This window comes from Bacillus gaemokensis (assembly GCF_001590835.1).
GTDB classification, from domain to species: Bacteria; Bacillota; Bacilli; order Bacillales; family Bacillaceae_G; genus Bacillus_A; species Bacillus_A gaemokensis.
This window is the reverse complement of the sequence record NZ_LTAQ01000012.1, coordinates 317,132-337,876: the sequence shown is the minus strand read 5'-3', so window position 1 is coordinate 337,876 and position 20,745 is coordinate 317,132. Positions and strand designations below refer to the sequence as shown.

Sequence of the window (20,745 nt, the reverse complement as noted above, 5' to 3'; positions counted from 1 at the left end):
CTTTTCTATTTCTTCTCAGATAGGGGCTCAACAATCACTTTATCAATCAGCATATTGAAAATAGAAATACAAATTGCCGCAAGAATCGCCACACCGAATCCTGATATGTTGAAAGCATCGCCTAGTAACGAATCTGTTATCTTAAGAGTAATTGCATTAATTACAACTAAGAAGAAGCCGAATGTTAACACAGTGATTGGCAATGTAATTAAAATTAATAAAGGTTTTACAAACACATTCAATATCGATAAAATAATGCTCGCAATAATTGCCGTTTGTATATTTTCTATGTAAAATGCGTCTGGTGCGATCCCCTTTAGAAGACCTGATACAACAATTAATACAACGCTATTTACAAGAAGTGATAGAATCCATCTCATTTTCTTACACATCCTTTTGACATATATGTTTAATCATACGCTAATGGATAGGAAACGCCAAGTACCATGTAAATAAATTGAAAAACTGAGAGAAGACCTTTCCTTTTTTGGTGGGAAGAGAGGATCCAGCCATGTATTGGAGCGGTCAGATCCTTTTCCTGCCCCATGCCATGTGAAAACAAAATGAGGAAATGAGTGTAGGTTCCCTTTTGTTTTCATAGCCACGACTTGTATAGTAGGAAAATCAAAATGAATTTATATAACAACTTATTCCATCCTTCATACTTGTATACCTATCATTCTAAAGTAGTTTCCTTACAACCTTACCATTTTTCCCAGATAAAATACGGACCACACCAACCGGTTTCATGCGTTTGTACATAAGTCCAAGTGAATCCCTTATCTACAACATATATATCAACTTTATATATATCAGTTTCATGTGTTAAGTCATTTGCATGAAGTAAAGATGCGTTCTCAAGAATGAGTGCATCATCAGAATGTTGATAAAAAATATAACAAGTATTCTTTCATTACTAAATGCTTTTTCTGCTTACCCTTCTTCTACATAACCCCTTTTTTCATAACCAAACAAATGCCACAAATACCCACATGCATAACGGTCATTATATAGATGAATCATTTCTTTTTCTTCACGACTTAAATGATTTGCAAAATGGATTTCCCACTGCTTTCTTAAATACGTTCCCCACTTAGGGATCTCTCTTACTTTCATTTTTTTATTTTTCAATATATCTATGAATTCCACCTTGCCCCTCCCAAAAAGAAAACAAGGAGCTACCCAAATAGGCTTAGCTCCTTACCTCAATCTCTTCTAGCTTCTCTTTCATACGAGCTGTATCACGATTTAAAACCTCTTTTAAATACTTTCCTGTATACGAACGCTCTTCTTTTACAACTTGCTCCGGTGTCCCTGAAGCAACAATTTGTCCACCTTTGTCTCCACCTTCTGGTCCAAGGTCAACAATATAATCAGCGGTCTTAATAACATCTAAGTTGTGCTCAATCACAAGTACCGTTTCCCCATTTTCAACAAGGCGCTGTAATACCTCTAGAAGACGTGCGATATCATGTACATGTAAACCTGTAGTCGGCTCATCTAAAATATATAACGTACGTCCTGTAGATCGGCGATGTAATTCAGATGCTAATTTCACACGCTGCGCTTCACCACCTGATAACGTAGTAGCTGGCTGCCCTAGCTTCATATAGCCAAGACCTACATCTACAAGTGTCTGTAACTTCCTTTTAATTTTTGGGATATTAGCAAAGAATTCTACCCCATCATCAATTGTCATCTCTAACACTTCAGAAATGTTCTTATCTTTATACTTCACTTCTAACGTCTCACGATTATAACGTTTCCCGTGGCATACTTCACACGGAACATACACATCTGGTAAGAAGTGCATTTCAATTTTAATGATCCCATCACCGCGGCAAGCTTCACAACGCCCGCCTTTTACATTAAAACTAAAGCGTCCTTTTTGATATCCACGTACTTTCGCTTCATTCGTTTGGGCAAACACATCACGAATATCATCAAATACGCCGGTATATGTCGCTGGATTTGAACGCGGCGTACGTCCGATTGGTGATTGATCAATATCAATAACTTTATCTAAATGCTCAAGTCCCTTAATCTGCTTATGAGCTCCTGGCTTACTTTTTGCTTTATATAATTTCTGCGCTAACGATTTATATAACACTTCATTAATCATTGTACTTTTTCCGGAACCAGATACGCCGGTTACCGCTACAAATGTACCAAGCGGGAATGACATTTTCGCATTTTGTAAGTTATTTTCTTTCGCTCCGATAATTTCAACTTTACGTCCGTCCCCTTTCCGTCTCTCAAGAGGAACAGGGATAAACTTCTTACCACTTAAATATTGGCCTGTTAATGATTTATCATCATTCATCACTTCAGTTGGTGCACCAGCCGAGACAACTTGCCCACCGTGAATACCTGCACCAGGTCCAATATCAAGTAAATAATCTGCAGCCATCATTGTATCTTCATCATGCTCAACAACAATTAGCGTATTTCCTAAATCACGCATTTCCTGCAATGTACGAATCAAGCGATCATTGTCGCGCTGATGTAAGCCAATAGAAGGTTCATCTAAAATATAAAGTACACCAGTTAGACGTGAGCCAATTTGCGTTGCAAGGCGAATACGTTGCGCTTCACCGCCTGATAGCGTCCCTGCTGCACGACTTAATGTTAAGTAATCTAGTCCTACGTTAATTAAGAACCCTACACGCTCCTTAATTTCTCGGAAAATTAAGTGCGAAATCTTTTGCTGCTTTTCAGTTAATTCAACGTTTGAAAAGAAGTCGTATACTTCTTGGACAGAGTACTTCGTTACATCCGCAATTGTTTTCCCGCCAACAAAAACAGCTAGGCTTTCTGGCTTTAATCGGCCGCCTTTACACTTCGGACACGCTTGCTCCGCCATATACTTCTCCATTTGTTCACGAATATAATCTGAACTCGTTTCACGATAGCGACGTTCAATATTCGGGATAACTCCTTCAAATAGAATCTCACTTTCTTTCACTTGTCCAAAATCATTCACATAACGGAAATACACTTTTTCTTCTCCGCTTCCGTACAATACTTTATCAAACAAATCTTTCGGTATATCCTTTACAGGCATATCCATATCAATGCCGTAATGGTTGCACACGGATTGTAATAATTGTGGATAATATTGTGAACTTGTTGGTTCCCAAGGAGCAATCGCATGTCCATTTAAGGATAAATCCCAGTTTGGAATAACAAGCTCTAAATCGACCTCTAGTTTCGAACCAAGTCCATCACAAGACGGACATGCACCGAATGGACTATTGAAAGAGAACATACGTGGTTCTAATTCACCGATTGAAAAACCACAATGCGGACAAGCATGGTGCTCACTAAATAAAAGCTCCTCTTCTCCAATCACGTCGATTAGTACGCGACCTCCGCCAAGCTTGAGTGCACTTTCAAGAGAGTCCGCAAGACGGCTTGCAACTCCTTCTTTCACCACAATACGGTCAATTACAACTTCAATCGAATGCTTCTTATTTTTATCTAACGTAATCTCGTCAGACACATCAAGCATCTCTCCATCAACACGAACGCGCACATACCCTTGTTTCTTTATATCTTCTAATACTTTCACGTGTGCACCTTTACGCCCTGATACGATAGGTGCTAACACTTGTAACTTCGTACGCTCTGGATATTCCAAAACACGGTCTACCATTTGTTCTACTGTTTGTGATGTAATCTCAATTCCATGGTTCGGACAGATTGGAGTCCCAATACGTGCAAATAATAGACGTAAATAATCATAAATCTCCGTTACCGTTCCGACCGTTGAACGAGGATTACGACTCGTCGTTTTTTGATCGATTGAAATCGCTGGAGACAATCCTTCAATTGTATCCACATCCGGCTTATCCATTTGTCCTAAAAACTGGCGCGCATACGCCGATAAAGATTCCACGTACCTACGCTGCCCTTCCGCATAAATCGTATCAAACGCTAATGATGATTTCCCTGATCCAGATAAACCTGTCACAACAACAAGTTGATTTCTTGGAATGGTTACATCAATATTTTTTAAGTTGTGCGCTCTCGCACCTTTTACAACGATAAAGTCCTTGCTCACCATCTTCACCCTTCCGCTTTTAATTCTAGTAGTAGATCTCTTAGTTCAGCTGCACGTTCGAAGTCGAGTGCTTTCGCCGCTTCCTTCATTTCTGCTTCCATTTTCGCAATTGTATTTTCACGTTCTTTTTTCGTCATTTTCTTAGTAGGTGCTGTCTCATACGTTTCCGCACTCTCTGCAGCCGTTGTTGCACGAATTACATCACGTACTTCTTTTTGAATTGTTTTCGGTGTAATACCATGTTCTTCATTGTAAGCTTCTTGCTTTTGACGGCGACGCTGCGTTTCCTCGATTGCAATTCCCATTGACCTTGTTATGCGATCTGCGTACATGATTACATGACCATGTTCATTACGCGCTGCCCGGCCAATCGTCTGAATCAGTGATCGCTCCGAACGTAAGAAACCTTCTTTATCCGCATCTAAAATAGCGACAAGTGATACTTCTGGAATATCAAGCCCTTCTCGCAACAGATTAATGCCAATAAGCACATCAAATTTACCAAGGCGCAAATCACGAATAATTTCAATCCGCTCAAGTGTTTTAATTTCAGAATGTAAGTAGTTAACTTTAATGCCTACTTCTTTTAAGTAATCTGTTAAATCCTCTGACATTTTCTTTGTTAATGTCGTAATTAATACGCGTTCATTCTTCGCAATCCGATCATGAATTTCTCCTAATAAATCATCAATTTGTCCTTCAATCGGTCTTACCTCGATTTGTGGATCTAAAAGGCCAGTTGGACGAATAATTTGCTCCACTACTTCTGGCGCCAGCTCTAGTTCATATGGCCCCGGCGTTGCTGATACGTACACAACTTGATTCGTCTTTTCTTCAAACTCTTCAAACATAAGCGGTCTGTTATCCATCGCTGATGGCAGACGGAATCCATGATCAACAAGCACTTGTTTACGTGCCTGATCTCCGTTATACATTGCTCTTACTTGTGGCACTGTTACATGTGACTCATCCATAACAATTAAGAAATCATCAGGGAAGTAATCTATTAATGTATATGGTGTTGAACCAGCTGGGCGAAGTGTCAAATGACGGGAGTAATTTTCAATCCCTGAACAAAATCCCATCTCGCGCATCATTTCTAAATCGTAACGAGTTCGTTGCTCAATCCGCTGTGCTTCTAACAATTTACCGTTATCATTTAATTCCTTTAACCGTTCTTCTAATTCTTTTTCAATATTTTCAATGGCAACTTTCATTTTTTCTTCACGTGTAACGAAGTGAGATGCTGGGAAGATTGCCACATGTTCACGTTCTGCTAATACTTCGCCTGTTAATGCATTCACTTCCCTGATACGATCAATCTCATCACCAAAAAACTCAATTCGAATGCAATGTTCATCAAGTGACGCTGGGAAAATCTCAACTACATCGCCGCGCACACGAAATGTCCCGCGCTTGAAATCAATATCATTACGGCCGTACTGCACATCAACAAGTTCACGAAGCAATTGATTGCGTTCCTTCTCCATACCAACACGTAAAGAAACAACAAGTTCACGGTATTCTTCTGGAGAACCTAAACCGTAAATGCAAGAAACACTCGCTACAATGATGACATCATCTCGTTCAAACAAGGCTGACGTTGCGGAGTGACGCAATTTATCAATCTCATCATTAATTTGCGCATCTTTTTCAATAAATGTATCGGTTTGTGGCACATATGCTTCCGGCTGATAATAATCGTAATAACTAACAAAATACTCTACAGCATTGTTGGGAAAGAAATCTTTCAACTCGCTGTATAGCTGTCCCGCCAACGTTTTATTATGAGCCATCACAAGTGTTGGCTTCTTCACTTCTTTAATGACATTTGAAATCGTAAATGTCTTTCCCGTTCCTGTTGCTCCAAGCAACACTTGATGCTTCTTACCATTTTGAATCCCTGCTGTCAGCTGCTCTATCGCTCTTGGCTGATCACCTTGCGGGGAATATTCTGAGACAATTTCAAATTGATGTTCCAAATAAATCCGCCCTCCTCGTAAAAATCTATATTCTCATTTTACCACGAATGCCCATAAAAAAACCAAAAAAACGAACAGATATTCGGTAAAAAATTCGACAATGTAGACATAGAAAAAGGAAGGTTCCTTCTTTTTATAAGCCCCTTCCCTCTTTTATCTAATTTATTTCACTGGAACGCTTAACAAATCATACCCATTGCGCCCGGTTTCTTTCTTACAATCAGTTAGCATATATCTTTCATCTTCTTCATGTATATCCTTCGTTATCTTTTTACAAGTATCTGAATAAATTCCCTTACCTGTACCGGCGAATTTATCATGAGAATCATCTGAAGTATAGCGGACTTCTTTCCCATCGTATTCTAGTGTTTGAAAGATTGGATCTCCTTCATCTGTGTAATGCACAATACGGATTTTATCCGCCTCACCATTTCCAACATTCAGGGCAAACTTCTCGAATTTATGCAAATTAGAAATTTTATATCCTTTTGCAATCACGTCATTATTCTTGTCAATTTTACTACTAGATTGTGAACATGCTACTAAACTTACGATACATACAAAAAGGCATGTAAAACCAATCCTTGTTCTTATTGTCATCCTCTCCTATTCAAACTCTTTATATACACAGTAAGAGATTCTTTGTAATTAGTAATAAAACCTTTCCTCAAGCAAAAAAGCCACTCTCATTTTATGAAAGCAGCTTCTCTTTTCCCTTCTCCTTCTTCGGGAAAAATACATATGAAAATGTAATTACCGTATCTACTAAAAATATAATGCCCCACACTTGGCTCACACGGCTAGCTACCTCATTTAAAACAATTCCTTTTTCAAACCAATCTCCCCACTGATCAATCGGCACAAGTCCATACATAAAGAAAAATACAAGATGAACGATGATAAATAAAACGAGATGTAAACTCCATTGCCCAATTTCTTGTTTTGTGTATGCCCAACCGGTAACTTCTAATGGATCCTCTATAATAGGTAATGGCTCCTTTCGCCATTTCGCAACTAGTTTCTGTACCCATATATCTAATTTCTTTAAATCTTTTTTTCCATAAAAGAGTGCATATAGTAATATCACTACTGTGATAATTTGAAAGTTAGAAAACGTACCTGTCTGATAATAATCAATAACACCTAAAGCTAAAATAAATACTTCATTAAACAGTAATACAATCCCCATAATGAAGCTAGCTTTCCGTAAGCGAAAACCGTAACGCATTAAAAAGAACCCAATAGCTGATACCCAAAATACAATTTCTGCCCCAATTAAGAAATACCAACGATATTCTGCAAGTATATTCATTTCTGTCGCTCCCTCTCATCACATATGCGAAAAGCCTCATCCATATACGCGAGAAGCTCCTCTTCAATTGGATACATATTCATCTTCTGCGAATCTTCTTTTGACTTTCGGACTTCCCATAGTTTATCTAGAAATTCCTCATCACCTTTTGCCATCTCCATACATTTCGCCATTAACTTCCTCGTAGCTTCTTGCACTTTATCATGAGATGCCTCCTTGCCTTCTTTCATAAAACCACGTAACTGTTTTAACAAATCTACCCATTCTTGAACGTTCGTATCTTCCTCACTCATATTTGGTAAATTGTGAAGTAACTTTTGCTCATCGTGTGAAAAAATCTGCTTTTGAAACATTTCGCGTACACGTGGAGACTGCCTCGAAAGTTGAATAAGTTCGAACATGATTTTCCAATCCAACTCTCCTTCAAGTTCCGCTGAATACACAACAGCCTGTAAAATCTTTTCCATCCGATTAAACTTCTTTTGCTCTTCTTGTACAAACTTAAGCTGTTTTTCCAGCGTTTCTTTCAAACTTAATTCATCTGTCACTAACATATTCATAATCTCTTTTAATGAGAAACCCATTTCTTTTAAAAATAAAACTTGCTGCAAACGAATGACATCCGCTTCACTATATAAACGGTGTCCCCCCTCTGTTTTTCCGCTTGGTCTCAGCAAATCAATTTGATCATAATACCGGAGCGTTCTTACCGTAACCCCCGTCTCTTTTGTAAGATCTTGAATCGAGATCATTCCCATCACCCTTTCTCCCTTATTGTAAAAGATGACGCAACGTAACTTTCAAGTGTTTTTTGTGAAAAACCGCAAAAAAATCTGTGCACACCCCTTTTCATATACACAGATTTTACGGAACTAATATTTTTTGAATTGTACACCCACACGTTAAAAAAACAAAGCCAACTAAAACACTTGTTGCTGTCTTATAATAGTGCGCTGATAATAATAAAGAATACGACAAACCTACGACTCCAATGACAACAAGTACACTCGGCACTGGACTTTGAATAAAATTTTGCATACCCCATATATATGCAAATAACGCTGCAATTACGCATAAAACTGCTAATCCCATTCTTTTCTCCCTTTATTTATCTATTTATAAAGCTCTACACCATCCAGATTTCTACTCATGCTCTTCCTTTTTTCTAAACTGCCACTTCGGCCAATAGTTCACAAAAAAGTATATAAATTGTCCAGTAACAAAAAGAATGAATGGTGTTCCAGCACTTCCGTAAACAATAAGATTATACATACCCCATATCGCTAAACTGATTGTATAAAACAATCCTAAAAATTTAAACGCTTTATCTGATTGATGTCTTTCATATTCATCTTGCATTCTCATTCCCCCCTCATTCCAACGAAAATATCTCCTCCACACTCATCCCAAAATACTTTGCAAGCTTTAGCGATAATTCTAAACTTGGATTGTAATGATGATTTTCAATCGCTACAATCGTCTGCCTTGTCACTTGCATCGCTTTCGCCATTTCAATTTGCGTAATATGATTTTGCTTTCTTAGTTCTTTAATTCTATTTTTCACACCCATAGGCTCCACCTTCGAAAGTAAAGATATCTTTACTTATTAATGGAAAATATTTCACAAGATAGAGATATGAATCGCAGCCATTTCTAATTCGAGACAACAAAATCCGAATCACCAAAGAAGAATACTGCCCTTTATGAATCGACACTGAAGGCTCCACCCTTGTTCCTAAATAACAAAAGGAGGCATATCTACTATGCCTCCTTTCTTTCCCTTACATAAAGCCTAATGCATATACAAGAATATATCCAAGAACCGTAAGGCAAACAGAACCTACTAATCCTGCTACAAATGCTCTACTTCCTAATTTGCGGAACGTCGTAAACTCTACATTTAAACCAAGCCCTGCCATTGCCATTGCAATGAGCATATAAGCAATGACTACAATATATCCTGCTACAAACTCTGGTATAACACCTAGCGAATGAATGGCGCTCATTGCTAAAAACCCAAAAATGAACCATGGAATCGGAAGGTCACGCCATGAACCTTTTTGCCCTTCTCCTTCACTACGCTTAAACCATAGACCGATTAAAATTGCCACTGGCACAAGCATAGCAACGCGCGTTAACTTTACAATTACTGCAATATCAACAGATACACTTCCGCCCGGCGCTGCAGCAGCGATAACGTGTGCGATTTCATGCAACGTCGCTCCAGAGAATACACCGTAGCCATAAGGAGATAATCCTAGCACTGGATATAATAAAGTATAAATCAACGTAAAAATCGTACCTAAAATCGCGATAATTGCAGCACCAACTGCCGTTTCATCATCCTTCGCTTTCACTTGCGGTGCAATGGCCACGACCGCGGCCGCGCCGCAAATTGCCGTCCCACATGCCGTTAAAATCCCAAGCTTTTTCTCTACTTTAAAAACACGTGTTAATGCATACACAACAACAAGCGTAAATGCTATGACAACCGCGGCAATAACCAATACTTTCGAACCAGCCTTCGCGATATCAACTAAATTCAAACGCATACCGAGTAAAATAATTCCGAACCGAAGTAACTTCTTACTAGCAAAATTCGTTCCTGCGATTGCTTCATAAGGCACACTAATTGTAGCTCTCCAAATCATCCCAATTAGAATAGCAATAACCAATTGCCCCATAATATTTAAAAATGGAAGCTCTGCTAAATATTTCGCGGCAATAGCGATTAATAACGTAATCCCAATCCCTTGCGAAAAACCGAGACGCTTCTTTTTTTGTATAATCAATGTTTGTTCCACTTTGTACCACTCCAATAATCATATTGAAACATGCACGTTTCTTATATTTCCATTATAAAAGCATTCCAATAATAAGTTTAATACCAATATACAATCTCAATCATCAAGAAAACTTATGATAAAATTAAAAGAAAAGCGGCGGCGGTTCGTTCAGAATGGAAGGGGGATGAAGCTCCTGACAAAGAGGCGCTTTTTGCCTCACAAGATGACGCGAAGCCACTCAAATTAGCCAAATGAAAAGAAATGGAGTGAATACAATGAACGTCGACATTTTAAAAATATTTGTTACCGTTGTCGAACAGCAGCATTTCTCTCGCGCTGCCGAACTGTTAAATCTCTCACAGCCTGGCGTCAGCATGCATATTCGTAATTTGGAAAACGAGTTTGGTACGACGCTTATTCAGCGGTCCCCAAAGCATGTCCAAGTTACGGAGGCTGGCAACATTTTATACATTCATGCAAAGCAGATGCTATCGCTTTATGAAGAAGCCAAACAAGAAATTAACGAATTACATAACGTTGTCACAGGAACTTTGCGCATCGGAGCAAGCTTTACGATTGGCGAGTACTTACTCCCAAAAATATTAGCGCGCTTCGCAAATGAAAACCCGCGCGTTGAAGTACATACACTTATCTCTAATACAGAAGAAGTGCTCCAAAGTATTCGCTCCAATCAAATTGATATCGGCTTAGTGGAGGGGCAAGTCGTATACACCGATATGGATGTAGAGACATTTATGGAAGATGAAATGAAACTCGTCGTCCCGCCAAAGCATCCCCTTCTAACTGTATCTACAGTAGATGAGGATTCACTACAAAACCAAGTATGGATTCTCAGAGAAACAGGATCTGGAACACGCGCCTATAGCGATCGCTTTATCCACCACCATCACTTAAAGATGAGGCGCTTCTTTACATTTAGTAGCATACAAAGCGTGAAAGAAGCCGTTGCTGCTGGGCTTGGCATCGCGATCCTTTCTGACTGGACCGTAAGAAAAGAGTTACAAGCAAAAGAACTCTTCCACGTTGAGGTTCCAAACGAAAAACTCATCCGCCCCTTTTCCATCGTTCGTGGGAAATACTTTATTCCTTCCAAAGCCATTCAAGTCTTTTTAGATCATGTTCAATCATTTGCAAAAAAACAGAGTTGACCTTCACATTAGTGTGAAGGTTTACAATATATACGAAAGGGGTGAAGCAGAGTGCGAATTGGAGAATTAGCAAAGCTAAAAGCACTGCCCCTTATCGCACAATTTCAATATATCTTGGATTTTGTCGGCTCTTCTTTTGAGGGCTACATTATCGGTGATGCCAATGTACCAGATGAAATTTCAAATGATAAAGAAGCACTAGCAAAAGCGAAACTATACAATGAACATTTCAAAAATAATAACCATGAATTGGTTTGACAAATTTGTTTGTATACGCATACAATACAAGTAATATTATGAAAGGAAGGTAACCCGGCCAATGAAGTTCTAATTCTCTTATTTATTCATCCATCACAAATAGTGAACAAAAATGATGAAAACTAGAAGAGGATTAGTCTGTCCATTTGTCGATACTTTCTTTTATCGCGACATGTAAAAATATGTGCATCGCTTATTTCCGCACGATTTTTACATATACGGACGACGTCTATCCTCTCTAGTGAAACTAGGGAGGTTTTTTTATGACCATTTTATTCGCACGTAACATTGAAAAGAGCTTTGGTGATCGCACCATATTTACGTTACAATCACTTGAAATCAGAGCGCATGACCGCATCGGTATTGTTGGAATCAACGGGGCTGGAAAGTCTACACTATTACAAATTTTAAGCAAAGAAATAGAACCTGATGAAGGTACTGTTACGCACCACGGCTCTATCGCCATTATTCCTCAGTTAAGTGAAGAAACGTTAGAAACAGCCTCTTCCCTTGCAAAAGGAAAGTGGAGCATTTCAAACGTTTCAGATGCAATGAGCGGCGGTGAACGAATGCGCTTAAAGATCGCTCATGCCCTTGAGCAGGAAGCTTCCGTTTTATTTGCAGATGAACCGACCAGCCATTTAGATATGACCGGTACGGAACAATTAGAGCAAGCCTTCTTATCTTATAAAGGAACACTTGTTTTAATCTCTCACGATAGAGCGTTCCTTGATACCATTTGTACAAAAATCATTGAAATTGAAGACGGTACTGTTCGCGAATATAGAGGAAACTACTCAAATTATCGTGAACAGAAAGAACACGAACGCATCGAAAAGCAAGCTGAATATGAACAATATGTGCAAGAAAAGAAGCGCTTAGAACAATCTATTTTACACAGAAAGCAGCGCGCTTCTGGTATGACAAAAATTCCAACTAGATATAGTTCTTCTGAGTCTAAACTGTATAAACTAGCCGCCGCCCACAGCCAAGAGAATGTTAGCAAGGCAGCAAAAGCATTAGAAACGAGACTCGAAAAACTAGAAAAGAAAGAAAAACCAAAGGAATTCTCTAATGCTCAGTTTGATGTACAATACCATGCGCCGATTCATAGTAAAACAGCTATACAGCTTAATAAAACAACGAAAAGACTCGGAAGTCGTACACTATTTCAAAATATGAACGGCAGTGCCGCTCCTGGTGCGAAACTTGCTATTTTAGGAGCTAACGGAAGCGGTAAAACAACATTATTCAAAATGATCCTTGCAAATGAGCGTGGTATTCAGCTTTCAAAAAGCTGTAAAATTGGCTACTTTGAACAAACGTTATCTATTTTAAAAACGGATCAAACAATTTTAGAGAATGTTTTAGAAGAAACGAATTATACAGAGGCATTTGTTAGAACGATACTAGCCCGCCTTCTTTTCCGGCGCGAAGATGTCTATAAACCTGTGCACGTATTAAGCGGTGGCGAGCGAACAAAGGTAGCACTGGCGAAAGTATTTTTAGGAAATTATAATATGCTTCTGCTCGATGAACCAACAAACTATTTAGATTTAACGACGCAGGAAGAATTAGAACAGATGCTACAAGAATATCCTGGAACCGTGCTTTTTATTAGCCATGACCGTGCCTTTATTCGTTCGGTTGCAGATCATATTTTACACATAGATGAAACTGAACCACGACTCTTCCACGGAAGTTATGAGCAATATATAAAACGAACGGAACAAACTTCTGTAAATACTACCGAGCAAGAATTATTGCGTTTACAAACAAAATTAACCGAAATCATCAGTCGTATTTCCATGCCTGATCGGCATGATGACATTTTACTTCTTGAACGAGAATATGAGCATTTATTGGAGAAAATCAAGAATTGTAAGGAAGCCCTCTAGTGTCTTCCCTATATATCGACGAGGCCGCTACCATTTCCCAAGAAATATCGATAATTCAACATAGGATATCGGCGATTTTCAAAATATATCGACCACTCGACATAGAATATCGGCGGTTCGACAATATACAACATAAAAAAGCCGTGCACGAAGCACGGCTTTTTTGACGCTTTATATACGTACAGCAGTACCACTTACCGCAACCATTAACATTCCTTCGCGAACTACTTCATAATCCACATCAATGCCAACAATTGCATTTGCACCTTTTTGCTTCGCAAGAGTTTTCATCTCTTCCATTGCAATGTCACGCGCTTCTTTTAGTTTACTTTCATATGCACCTGCACGACCACCGACAACGTCACGAACAGAAGCGAATAAATCGCGCACAATATTTGCACCCATAATTGCTTCACCGTTTACAATATCAATATACTGGGTAATTTCTTTCCCTTGAATAGTAGAAGTTGTTGTTACAATCATTTTTTATAGCCTCCCATATATGTATCTTTTCATTGCCTACCTATATGGTACGCTAATTCCTTTAAAATTACATATACAAAGTCTTCTGATTTGTGAAAGCTACTGAAACATTCATTATTCCATTTGTCACATTCTACTATTTCAGACCTATGAACTAAACTGTGCTTCGTATAGTCTGCTATAGCCTCCACCCTGCTTAATTAATTCTTCATGTGAACCTTGCTCAGCGATACCATCCTTATTTACAACAATAATTCGATCCGCATTTTTAATCGTCGCAAGCCTGTGGGCAATTACTAATGTTGTGCGGCCAACTGCTAGTTCAGCAAGTGATTGTTGAATTGCTAATTCCGTTTCCGTATCCAGCGCAGAGGTTGCTTCATCTAGAATTAAAATCGGCGGGTTTTTCAGGAACATACGCGCGATTGCTAAACGCTGTTTTTGTCCCCCTGAAAGTTTCACGCCTCTCTCACCAATGACTGTATCTAATCCGTCTGGCTGAGAGTAAATTAAATCCTCTAACTGTGCACGCTTAACCGCTTTCCAAATTTCAGATTCTGGCGCTTGTAAATTTCCGTAAGCAATATTCTCTCGAATCGTTCCAGAAAATAAAAATACATCCTGCTGTACAATCCCAATCTGCTTACGAAGTGATGATAGCGTCATGTCCTTCGTATCAATACCGTCGATTGTGATAGAGCCATCTGCAAGCTCATAAAAACGTGGTAATAAGCTACATAATGTTGTTTTTCCTGCACCTGATGGTCCAACAAAAGCAACCGTTTCTCCTGCACGAATTTTCAAATCAATATTTTTTAAAATCGGCTCTTGTTTTTCATATCCGAAAGTAATGTTGTTATATTGAATATCACCATGTACCTGTTTTACTTCAATTGCATTCTTAGAATCTACAATGTCTGGTTCTGTGTCTAATAGTTCCACATATCTTTTAAAACCTGCGATTCCTTTTGGATAACTTTCAATTACAGCATTAATTTTTTCAATTGGACGGAAGAAAATATTCGTTAATAATACAAAACCAATAAATCCGCCATATGTTAATTCTCCTTGCAATACAAACCAAGTCCCGCATATCAATACAAACAATGTCACAAGACGCATAAGCATATAACTAATCGATGAGTTTAACGCCATGATTTTATATGCCATCAGCTTTGTCGTACGAAAACGAGCGTTATTTACTGCAAATTGCTCCTTCTCAAACTTCTCGTTTCCGAATGCTTGTACAACACGAATCCCGCCAACATTATTCTCAATACATGCATTAAAGTCAGCAACGTCTGAGAATAGACGTCTGAATGTACCTGTCATCTTGCGATTGAAATAAAGTGCTAACCATAGTAAGAATGGGATAACTAAAAATGTAAGAAGTGCTAGCTTCCAGTTAATTAGCATCATAAATGAAAATGCCCCAACTAAAGTCATAATCGCAATAAATAAGTCCTCTGGTCCATGATGGGCAATTTCACCAATTTCCATTAAATCATTCGTAAGACGTGAAATTAAATGACCTGTCTTGTTATTATCAAAAAATCGAAATGATAGCTTTTGGACATGATCAAATAACTTTTGACGCATATTCGTTTCAATATTAACTCCGAGCATATGTCCCCAATATGTAACAACATATTGCAAGCCAGCATTTAGCACATAAATTGCTAATAAACCGATACAAGCCCACAAAATAAGTGTCCAATTTTGTCCTGGTAATAATTTATCAATAAACTGATTCACAATAAGCGGAAAACCAAGTTCCAGTAGCCCCGCAATGACAGCACAGGAAAAATCGAGTACGAATAAACCTTTATATGGCTTATAGTAAGAAAAAAATCGACGCAGCATAAAATTCCTCCCTTATTCAAAATAAAAGGACTTTGTATGCTAACAAAGTCCTTTTAAATGATAACCATTATCACAACATTATTCAAGTTATCTGTCCATAAATCTATTACTCTACACAAAAGACCTTCATCTATTCTACTTCGATGAAGGTCTTTCAAATTAGATTGCTTCCGTATCCCACTTATGTTCCTGCTGAACAAATACAATACCTAATTCATGATGTCCCCCTGCATACAGTGCAGTTTGAACAAGGCGCAGTTCACCATTTGTATCGAGTACTTCTAGTTTACAAAATGCCCCTGTCGTCTTAGACTGAAGTGCATCATAGAATACTTCCGCACTCTGAGGTATTACACCATTCACTTTCGTAATAACCTCTCCAGGCTTCAGATTCATTTCTGCGCCGACTGTATTCGGAATGACATCTAATACAACCAATCCATCATTACGCGCTGCAAAATAAGCTGGACGCGTCTCATCAGCTATGCGCTCCTGCATCGCAATTGTGAATCGACCAAGCATCGCGGCCCCCATCGCTACAATTGCTAGTACATGCCACCAATAACTGACAACACCGAGAACAAGGACGATCGCCGCTAGTCCAAATACACGTCTTCCTGTAAATAATAGTGCTTCCCTCGGTTCATAACTTCTAATTGTACGCATAAAGCCAATTAGAAATGGAACGAGAAATAAAGAATATGTTTGTGAACCGATAGAAACAACAGGCCACCATGCAACAAACTGCGTAACAGCATCTCCCGGAACAAGAACAAAAATCGGGACAAGCCACAGACGTTTAGATTCATGTAACCCAATATTTAAACCGCGCTTTCCTTTTCTCATTTTTGGTGTTGAATGCCACACTGCATTTTTAGAAATCAATAACCCTTCTACAAATAGCATCACACCAAGTAGAATAGCAAGTGATACAATTGTTCCCTCTTCTCCTTCTCCAAGCTGCATGAAAGAGAGTGGCATCTTAGAAGATAACAAAACTCCTACAATCGCTACACCAAATGTGTATGCTGAAGATAAATATCGATACCCAGTAGCTAGTCCAAATAATAATGTCCATATTAGAATCATCCATATACTTGATTGTGACAAAACTAACCCAAGTCCGATCGTTATAACAGATACAAGAAGTCCATATCCAATTCCTGAAAACCAGGATGTTCGTAGTTCCAACCAAATATCATATACTTTAAAAGAAAAATCTTTTCGTTCTCGTAATATACGTAAGTATCCAACAAAAATACTACTTATCAAAAATACATAGACAGCAGGGTGTAAGAAAAAACGTCCAACTGCTCGCATTATCTCAAAAGACCACGCTTCCACGAACTACTTCACCACCATTTATATAATCATTTCTTTTTATCTTATCACAACTAAACAAGCGTTTGTTTAACACACAAAAAAAATACAGGCATTTAAAATGCCTGTATTTTTTCTTATTTCGCTATTAACTTTAATGCCGCCTGCAATTGTAGATCATTTTCGCCAGAACGAATCTTTTCAATGATTTTATTTTGAATTGCTTCAGCTGTCTTTTTATCAAGTTGACCTGTTGCTTCCATTTCATTTGCATTTTGGAATGCTTTTAAAGCCGACTCTGTTTCCTTACTGAAATACCCGTCTTCACGTCCTGTTACATATCCTAAGCTTTTCAACATCTCCTGTGCGTGCTTCACTTGCACATCATTTGCATTATAAGAAAGTGTCTTCTCAATTTGAATTGGCGTTGCATGGTAATAATCTGGCTGCTTCACTTCCACCGTTGGGGCAATTCCTTTTTTATGAATCCAATTGCCATCTGGTGTAAGCCACTTAAACATCGTTAGTTTAATGTTACTACCGTCTTTAAACGGAACAGCTTGCTGAACAGTACCTTTTCCAAATGTCTTTTCACCAACTAAATCATATCCTTCGCCTTCTTTTAATGCCCCTGCTAAAATTTCAGATGCAGAAGCACTTCCGTTATCAATTAATACTGAAATTGGATATGCCTTTCTCTCTTTTAAGGAAGTGGAGAATTTCTTTTTCTCACCATTTCGCTGTTCAACTTGTAGCATTGGTTTTTTGTCTGTCATGATTACCCCTAGTATATCTTCTACACTATTTAAGTACCCTCCTGGGTTACCACGCACATCAATGACTAAGCCTTTTATATCTTTCTTTTCAAGCTCTTTTAATTGATCCTTAAATTCTTTCGCTGTATTTTCAGAGAAAGATGTAATCTGGATATAACCAATATCTTTTTCTTTCTCTTTCTTTACAGAACTAAAGACCGTAAAGATTGGAATTTTTTCACGCTTAATTTTAAATTCTAGTGGATCTGTCACTCCTGCACGTTTAATTTCAATTGCAACAGTCGTTCCTTTTTTGCCACGAATCTTTAATACTGCTTCCTCACGTGATAAATCTTTCACACTATTTCCATCTACCGATAAAATTTGATCATTTGGTTTAATGCCTGCTTTCTCTGCTGGTGAACCTTTAATTGGAGAGACAATGATCAATTTCCCCTCCGTTTTGTTTACCTCAGCACCAATACCTTCAAGCTCAGGATCAAGCGATTGCTCAAATTGCTTCGCTGTTTCTTTATCCATATACGTGGAATAAGGGTCCTTCAGCATAGACAACATTCCTTGTATCGCTCCCTCAACAAGTTTGTCATCTTTCACGTCTTCCACATAACGCGAATCAATCAGTGCATACGCCTCATTAATTTTAGCCAAATCTCCTTGTTTCGTGCCGGCACTATCGCCTGTAATTGTTTGCGCCATATATGGATTATTTGAAAATACATACATACCTGCAAACATTCCGCCAGCACCAATTAAAAATGCAATAACCATTCCAATAATCGCAACTCTACGTTTCAATGCGGAATTCCCCTTTCCAAAGCACACAGGTGGTGTAGCAAAAGGCATCACACATTGTGTGATGCCTTTACCTATTTCTACTATATGATAAGCTTGTACGAATTATGTTTGCAACTTTTTATACTTTTAAGAAGCGACGAATTGACATTACGCTGCCCCACATACCGATTAATGCACCAATTAACATTAATAAACCAGCTAATTGGAATACAAACGGGCTATATGGAAGAACTTCGAAAATTGTACCGCCGAGCTTCTGATTGAACATACCTTGAATCGAACTGTAAGAAGATACAATTACGATAATCGGAAGGATTGAACCTAAAATACCTAGGAATAAACCTTCTAATAGGAACGGCCAACGAATAAACCAGTTTGTCGCCCCAACAAGTTTCATGATTTCAATCTCTGTGCTTCGCGCATAAATTGTAATTTTAATTGTATTAGAGATTAAGAACATCGCTGTGAATAAAAGACCAGCAATTAACACAATCCCAATATTACGTCCTGTTTTTACTGTATCAAACAGTTTCTTCACTTCATTTTTACCGTATTGTACATTGCTAACAAATTGCATCTTTTCAATCTTCGTTGCAATTGTAGCTGTATCTGTTGGCTCTTTTGCTTTTACAACAAATACGTTTTTCAATGGATTATCTTGCTCAAATAGTTCAAACGTTTTTCCGCTGTCACCTAAGCTTTTAATCAAACGTTTTAATTCTTCTTCTTTAGACGAATATTTAATAGACTCTACCTTTGAAATCTTATCCATATCTTCTTGTAATTTCTTTTGATCTGCTTCTTTCGCTGCTGGATCAATGTGTACACGAATTTCTACATCTTGCTCCACTTTCGTTGCGAAGTGGTTCATATTCATAATCGCTGTTAAAAAGACACCTACAAGTAGTAATGTAACTGTTACTGCACTTACAGAAGCAAACGTCATCCATCCGTTACGGGATAGATTTTTTACACCTTCTCGTAAATGTCGACTAAGGGTTTTAGTCTTCATATCCGTATCCTCCCTCAATCTCATCTCGAACAATTTTTCCGCCTTCAATCGCAATTACACGATGGCGAATTGTATTTACGATATCTGAGTTATGCGTTGCCATAACAATTGTTGTACCACGCTCGTTAATACGTTTGAAAATACTCATAATATCAAGTGCTGTATCAATATCTAAGTTTCCTGTCGGCTCATCCGCAATTACAACTTTTGGCTTATTTACAATCGCTCTTGCAATTGCCACACGCTGTTGTTCCCCGCCAGAAAGCTCATTCGGGAACGCCTCCGCACGATCTTCAAGACCTACAAGACCTAATACTTCTGTAACACGCTCACGGATTGCCTCAGGTTCTTCTTCAATTACTTCTAAAGCAAACGCTACATTCTCATATACCGTTAATTTAGGTAGTAATTTAAAGTCTTGGAAAATCACGCCTAGTTGACGACGGAAATATGGTACATCACGCTCTGCCAACGTCTCAATTACAAGACCATTCACATTGATAGATCCTGTTGATGGTTTTTCTTCACGATACATCATCTTAATAAATGTAGATTTCCCGGCTCCACTCGGTCCAACTACGTATACAAATTCACCCTGTTTAATGTTAACTGTGAGTCCATTGATGGCTTTCATGCCATTTGGATACTCCTTATAAACATTCGTCATTTTGATCATTATTTATCACCCAATACTTAATGATTTTTTTCGACATACTTTTTTCTGCCTATCTGAACATGAAAGCAAAAGCTCTCACTCTCACTTACTATTCTTGTTGTATACAGCTTTTCTTACTTAGTAGTGACAACATTTCCTTCTTTATCACTGGCGCTGTTTTATGTATATCTTTCAGCAAAATTCTACAAATTACATTGTAACATCATTAGGTTTCCAATTCGGATACAATTTTGTTACAGTTGTGTTACATCACAAAAAAAACAAGAAAAAGAGTAGACCTTTCTCCTCATACCTAGTAACCTTCCGCATAAGAAAGTCCCGATTACTTTCTGTTCGGAAGAGCCTTAGTCTA

18 protein-coding genes and 2 pseudogenes are annotated in these 20,745 nt (G+C 38.3%); 3 read left to right on the top strand and 17 right to left on the bottom strand.

All coding sequences use genetic code 11. The annotated features are described in order from the left end of the window. Positions 1-5 precede the first annotated feature (5 nt). The 11 genes and pseudogenes from AZF08_RS12835 to AZF08_RS12785 all read right to left on the bottom strand — a co-directional run bounded on the left by AZF08_RS12835 (position 6) and on the right by AZF08_RS12785 (position 10,161). The gene (locus AZF08_RS12835) at positions 6-380 is read right to left on the bottom strand and encodes a phage holin family protein (protein WP_033673215.1); all 375 of its coding nucleotides are present in this window, start codon (positions 378-380) and stop codon (positions 6-8) included. A gap of 323 nt (positions 381-703) precedes the next feature. Next, positions 704-1,149, bottom strand: a pseudogene (locus AZF08_RS12830) (DUF4275 family protein). A 43-nt stretch (positions 1,150-1,192) separates the two neighbouring features. Next, a complete protein-coding gene (gene uvrA, locus AZF08_RS12825) occupies positions 1,193-4,066 on the bottom strand; it encodes an excinuclease ABC subunit UvrA (protein ID WP_033673216.1) in 2,874 nt (957 codons plus the stop codon). A gap of 2 nt (positions 4,067-4,068) precedes the next feature. After that, positions 4,069-6,045: an excinuclease ABC subunit UvrB gene (uvrB, locus tag AZF08_RS12820; protein ID WP_033673217.1), complete on the bottom strand. Its 1,977-nt coding sequence runs from the start codon at positions 6,043-6,045 to the stop codon at positions 4,069-4,071. 162 nt (positions 6,046-6,207) lie between these two features. Continuing rightward, positions 6,208-6,645 (bottom strand): DUF4362 domain-containing protein, encoded by a 438-nt coding sequence (locus AZF08_RS12815; RefSeq protein ID WP_033673218.1) that lies wholly within the window; start codon positions 6,643-6,645, stop codon positions 6,208-6,210. Positions 6,646-6,736: 91 nt separating this feature from the next. Next, entirely contained in the window at positions 6,737-7,357 is a 621-nt protein-coding gene (locus AZF08_RS12810; protein ID WP_033673219.1) for a hypothetical protein, read from the bottom strand. Then, complete coding sequence (locus AZF08_RS12805; RefSeq protein WP_033673220.1) at positions 7,354-8,115, bottom strand: MerR family transcriptional regulator; 762 nt, start codon at positions 8,113-8,115, stop codon at positions 7,354-7,356. The genes AZF08_RS12810 and AZF08_RS12805 overlap by 4 nt, the downstream gene beginning before the upstream one ends. A gap of 106 nt (positions 8,116-8,221) precedes the next feature. After that, complete coding sequence (locus tag AZF08_RS12800; protein ID WP_033673221.1) at positions 8,222-8,449, bottom strand: hypothetical protein; 228 nt, start codon at positions 8,447-8,449, stop codon at positions 8,222-8,224. Positions 8,450-8,500: 51 nt separating this feature from the next. Further along, positions 8,501-8,716, bottom strand: coding sequence for a hypothetical protein (locus tag AZF08_RS12795; protein ID WP_033673222.1), 216 nt, complete (start codon positions 8,714-8,716; stop codon positions 8,501-8,503). 13 nt (positions 8,717-8,729) lie between these two features. Further along, positions 8,730-8,927, bottom strand: coding sequence for a helix-turn-helix transcriptional regulator (locus AZF08_RS12790; protein ID WP_033673223.1), 198 nt, complete (start codon positions 8,925-8,927; stop codon positions 8,730-8,732). Between the two features lie 211 nt (positions 8,928-9,138). Further along, entirely contained in the window at positions 9,139-10,161 is a 1,023-nt protein-coding gene (locus AZF08_RS12785) for a YeiH family protein (RefSeq protein WP_033673224.1), read from the bottom strand. A 257-nt stretch (positions 10,162-10,418) separates the two neighbouring features. Here AZF08_RS12785 and AZF08_RS12780 point away from each other — a divergent pair, with 257 nt between their 5' ends. The 3 genes and pseudogenes from AZF08_RS12780 to abc-f all read left to right on the top strand — a co-directional run bounded on the left by AZF08_RS12780 (position 10,419) and on the right by abc-f (position 13,468). Beyond that, complete coding sequence (locus AZF08_RS12780) at positions 10,419-11,312, top strand: LysR family transcriptional regulator (RefSeq protein ID WP_033673225.1); 894 nt, start codon at positions 10,419-10,421, stop codon at positions 11,310-11,312. Between the two features lie 60 nt (positions 11,313-11,372). After that, a pseudogene (locus AZF08_RS12775) lies at positions 11,373-11,570 on the top strand (flavodoxin family protein); the annotation flags it as partial. Positions 11,571-11,833: 263 nt separating this feature from the next. Continuing rightward, positions 11,834-13,468, top strand: a complete 1,635-nt coding sequence (gene abc-f / locus AZF08_RS12770; protein WP_033673226.1) for a ribosomal protection-like ABC-F family protein — start codon at positions 11,834-11,836, stop codon at positions 13,466-13,468. A gap of 171 nt (positions 13,469-13,639) precedes the next feature. On the opposite strand, the gene AZF08_RS12765 is transcribed toward abc-f, so the two are convergent. The 6 genes from AZF08_RS12765 to ftsE all read right to left on the bottom strand — a co-directional run bounded on the left by AZF08_RS12765 (position 13,640) and on the right by ftsE (position 20,393). Beyond that, complete coding sequence (locus AZF08_RS12765) at positions 13,640-13,951, bottom strand: heavy metal-binding domain-containing protein (protein ID WP_033673227.1); 312 nt, start codon at positions 13,949-13,951, stop codon at positions 13,640-13,642. A 147-nt stretch (positions 13,952-14,098) separates the two neighbouring features. Continuing rightward, on the bottom strand, positions 14,099-15,814 hold the full coding sequence (locus AZF08_RS12760; protein WP_033673228.1) for an ABC transporter ATP-binding protein: 1,716 nt from the start codon (positions 15,812-15,814) through the stop codon (positions 14,099-14,101). A 159-nt stretch (positions 15,815-15,973) separates the two neighbouring features. Further along, positions 15,974-17,158 carry a PDZ domain-containing protein gene (locus AZF08_RS12755; protein WP_033673229.1) on the bottom strand — a complete coding sequence of 395 codons (1,185 nt, stop codon included), beginning with the start codon at positions 17,156-17,158 and terminating at the stop codon, positions 15,974-15,976. Positions 17,159-17,271: 113 nt separating this feature from the next. Then, the gene (locus AZF08_RS12750) at positions 17,272-18,705 is read right to left on the bottom strand and encodes a S41 family peptidase (protein ID WP_438823428.1); all 1,434 of its coding nucleotides are present in this window, start codon (positions 18,703-18,705) and stop codon (positions 17,272-17,274) included. A gap of 118 nt (positions 18,706-18,823) precedes the next feature. Then, entirely contained in the window at positions 18,824-19,717 is an 894-nt protein-coding gene (gene ftsX / locus AZF08_RS12745) for a permease-like cell division protein FtsX (protein ID WP_033673231.1), read from the bottom strand. Further along, positions 19,707-20,393: a cell division ATP-binding protein FtsE gene (gene ftsE / locus AZF08_RS12740; RefSeq protein ID WP_082246000.1), complete on the bottom strand. Its 687-nt coding sequence runs from the start codon at positions 20,391-20,393 to the stop codon at positions 19,707-19,709. Before ftsE ends, ftsX begins: the two co-directional genes overlap by 11 nt. Positions 20,394-20,745 lie beyond the last annotated feature (352 nt).